The organism is Aminobacter sp. P4_D5 (genome assembly GCF_056401815.1).
In genome coordinates this window covers 1-3,372 of sequence record NZ_JBFUIP010000311.1, presented here as the reverse complement: position 1 = coordinate 3,372, position 3,372 = coordinate 1, and the positions used below count along the sequence as shown (strand labels likewise).

The 3,372-nt window shown below is 60.0% G+C and carries 2 protein-coding genes and 1 pseudogene; 1 reads left to right on the top strand and 2 read right to left on the bottom strand.

Annotated elements, in window-relative coordinates; all coding sequences use genetic code 11:
* Both AC1DWF_RS31155 and AC1DWF_RS31150 read right to left on the bottom strand, forming a co-directional pair.
* Nucleotides 1-212, bottom strand: a pseudogene (locus AC1DWF_RS31155) (hypothetical protein); the annotation flags it as partial.
* A 153-nt stretch (nucleotides 213-365) separates the two neighbouring features.
* Nucleotides 366-740, bottom strand: coding sequence for a hypothetical protein (locus tag AC1DWF_RS31150; RefSeq protein WP_476785774.1), 375 nt, complete (start codon nucleotides 738-740; stop codon nucleotides 366-368).
* 654 nt (nucleotides 741-1,394) lie between these two features.
* On the opposite strand from AC1DWF_RS31150, the gene recQ reads away from it, so the two are divergent.
* Complete coding sequence (recQ, locus tag AC1DWF_RS31145) at nucleotides 1,395-3,197, top strand: DNA helicase RecQ (protein ID WP_476842488.1); 1,803 nt, start codon at nucleotides 1,395-1,397, stop codon at nucleotides 3,195-3,197.
* Nucleotides 3,198-3,372: the final 175 nt, after the last annotated feature.

Genomic DNA, 3,372 nt, shown 5'->3' with positions numbered 1-3,372 from the left:
ACGAAGGCTTCGGGGAGCTGCCAACTGCAGCCGTGAAAGTCGAACAAAGTCGGGTCGGCGTCGTCCGGTATGGCACAGTCAACCAATCGCGAGAGCGCCACCTTCCAGGCGGCGAAGCATTCCATACCCGGAGAAAACGGCCAAACAATACCGCGCGATGCGCGCGCCACTTCAGACAACGGCTTAAGTTCAGATGCCGCTTTTTCGACCATTCCGTGATCCTGCTGCCTGTACGCCACTGGTTCTCTGGCTTGCAATCTCAGTCTGTGGGTTTCCCGAAGTCGAGTCTGGCTCGTGCATTCGCGATCAAGGAAAACATCGATACGCAGCGTAAGCGATGGCGCCCATCTTCAAACCCCTTTCAATCAGCCTGCGCGAGTGCGGAACATAATCGCGGCGAACATGAGTACGCCGGTGAAGACCACCAGAGATGACACCGCGACAACTGGCTCCAATGACGGGTTTCCGGTCAGCAGCAAGTAGAGAGCAGGCGTCATCACAATCACACCGCCAGTGTAGACATAGTATTGCACTTTCGCCAAGCGTGTCCCGGCACCGCGCGGGTTAAGCGCGTGAAACGCGCCGAATATAGACATCGTCACCCAGCCGAGGAGATTGATATGCGCGTGTGCGCCGGCTGCAACGTAGTCATGGGCAATCGACATCTGCAGCCCGACCAGAATCCCGGCAATTAGAAAGCAAATTGCAGTGATGAAATACAATCTGGAAATGTTTGGCATGATCCCCCACGTTCTGTCGGTAAATGTGATCAATGGCATTCGTAAATCACGGAAAGCCCGAAATCACCAAGCAGGTGCTCAGTGCCCCAAGCGCCTCAAAGTCCAGGTACATTCCCCATTTGGGACCATCGGCCAAGGCGGGGGATGCTGCCAGTGCCACGAACGCGTCGCTAGCCGGCGAGGAGCCGGCACGACACAACTGTAAATGTAGCGCGCGCCGACCACCCAGCAGAGCATTTCGGGTGAACTGCTCCAGCGGCTCTCGCACGGCCAGATTGTGCTGTCACCGTCCGAACGTCATATTGGGACGTTCAGTCATGAAGATGGGACGCACAGTCATGATGTTCGCATCCTGGCGCTCCGCAAAAGTCTAGATAATGCAGTCGCACTATTTTTCGGGCAAGGAACTTGGGGGAGCGCCGGGCGACGCGTAGACCCGCACCGGCCCACAAGAACCGCAGCCAGCCTATTCAGGGCACCGCTCGTGCCGTCCGGCTCTACTTGCGGTTCAATTATGGCCGGCGCGATGTTGAAGAAATGCGGCCGCTGCCCCTTCCAGGTACCCGGCAGTGCGTATTTGCGAACAGGCGGCGCCCCAGGCACCTCGCAAATCTGCTATCAGGCAATATCTTTCTGATTCCAACGAAGGCCGCTTTGACCTCTGATCCCGCCCATATCCTGAAAGCCGTTTATGGCTACGACGCCTTTCGTGGGCCTCAGGCGGAGATCGTCGAGCATGTGACGGCCGGCAACAACGCCTTTGTCTTGATGCCGACGGGCGGCGGCAAATCGCTGTGTTACCAGATCCCGGCGATTGCGCGGCCCGGCATGGGCCTTATCGTCTCGCCGCTGATCGCCCTGATGGCCGATCAGGTCGCCGCCTTGCGTCAGGCCGGGGTCAATGCCGCTTCACTCAACTCCGACTTGCCAGGCGATGAGCGAAGCGCGTTGTGGCAAGACGTGTCGTCCGGCGCGCTGGACCTCCTCTATGTCGCTCCCGAAACGCTATTGAGGCCCGAAGTCCTGGAGCGGCTCGGCCAGGTGCCCTTGTCGCTGATCGCCATCGACGAAGCGCATTGCCTGTCGCAATGGGGACATGATTTCCGGCCCTCATATCGTCAGCTCGACGCGCTGGTCAGGCTATTCCCCGACACGCCGCGCATGRCGCTGACGGCGACCGCCGACGCGCCAACTCGGGCCGAGATCCTCGCGCATCTTCAGATCGCGGAGAGCGACGCCTTCATCGCCGGCTTCGACCGGCCGAACATCCGCTATGCCATCCAGGAGAAAGACAATCCGCGGGGCCAACTGAAGCGTTTCCTGAAGAACCATGAGGACGAGAGCGGCATCGTCTACTGTCTGTCGAAGCGAAAGACGGAAGAGACAGCCGCCTGGCTTTGTGCGGAAGGCTATGATGCGCTGCCTTATCACGGCGGCATGGACAAGGCCGCGCGCGCAGCCAACCAGGCGCGCTTCCAGCTCGATGAAGCCGTCATCATGGTGGCCACCATCGCGTTTGGCATGGGCATCGATAAACCGGATGTACGTTTCGTCGCTCATATCGACTTGCCGGGCAGCATCGAGGCCTATTATCAGGAAACCGGGCGCGCCGGGCGCGACGGCCTGCCTTCCGATACGCTCATGCTTTATGGCCATGAGGATATCGCGCTGCGCAGCCGCTTCATCGAGGAATCGGACGCACCCGAGCAGCGCAAGCGCATGGAACGGCAGAAGCTCGATGCGCTGCTTGGGCTGGCCGAGACGGCAGGCTGTCGTCGCCAGGTGCTGCTGTCTTACTTTGGTGACCACAGCGAGCCCTGCGGTAACTGCGACACCTGCGCCGAGCCCCCGCAATTGTTCGACGGAACGACCGCTGCGCAAAAAGCCCTATCTTGCATTCACCGCACCGACGAGCGTTTCGGCCAAGCATACATCGTCGATGTGCTTTTGGGGGGCGAGGACAAGCGCATTGCTGGCTTCGGCCATGACCGTATCTCCACCTACGGTATCGGCAAGGAGCATGACAATCGCACCTGGCGCGCGATCTTGCGGCAGTTGATTGCCCTGCGGCTGATCGCGGTCGACCTGGCTGGCCATGGCGGGCTGTCGATCTCGGAGGCAGGGCGGCAGTTCCTGCGCGAAAAGCCAACGCTTATGCTGCGTGTGCCACCACCGCCGCGCGCCGGACGGGAAAAGCTCACTCGCAATCAGGCATCAATCGCTCTGCCCGATGCCGACCGCGCGCTTTTCCAGGCGCTGCGGGAAAAGCGCATGGAAATCGCCCGAACGCAGAATGTGCCGCCCTACGTGATTTTCCATGACAAGACGCTCATCGAGCTGGCCGCCGCCCGCCCGGCATCGCGTATGGAGATGACCAAGGTCCCAGGCGTGGGTGAGGCTAAGCTCGAGCGCTACGGCCCCGCGTTCCTCGCAGTAATTGCCGAATACGCGATTTGAACGGTTCTGGTGCAAACTTCCGGAGGGCTGAAGAACCGACCTTGTTGCTTGCTTCTTCAGGCGACGATTGCTGCGAATTGATCCGCCAGCGAGGGGGTTGATCGAAGACAAAACAGCCCCGGCGTTTGCGCATCATATGAACCATCTTGTTGACCGATGCAGGTCTGCCCAGACT

Coding starts and splice junctions, on each gene's coding strand:
- AC1DWF_RS31150 (WP_476785774.1), bottom strand. CDS start 740: ATGCCAAACATTTCCAGATTGTATTTCATCACTGCAATTTGCTTTCTA.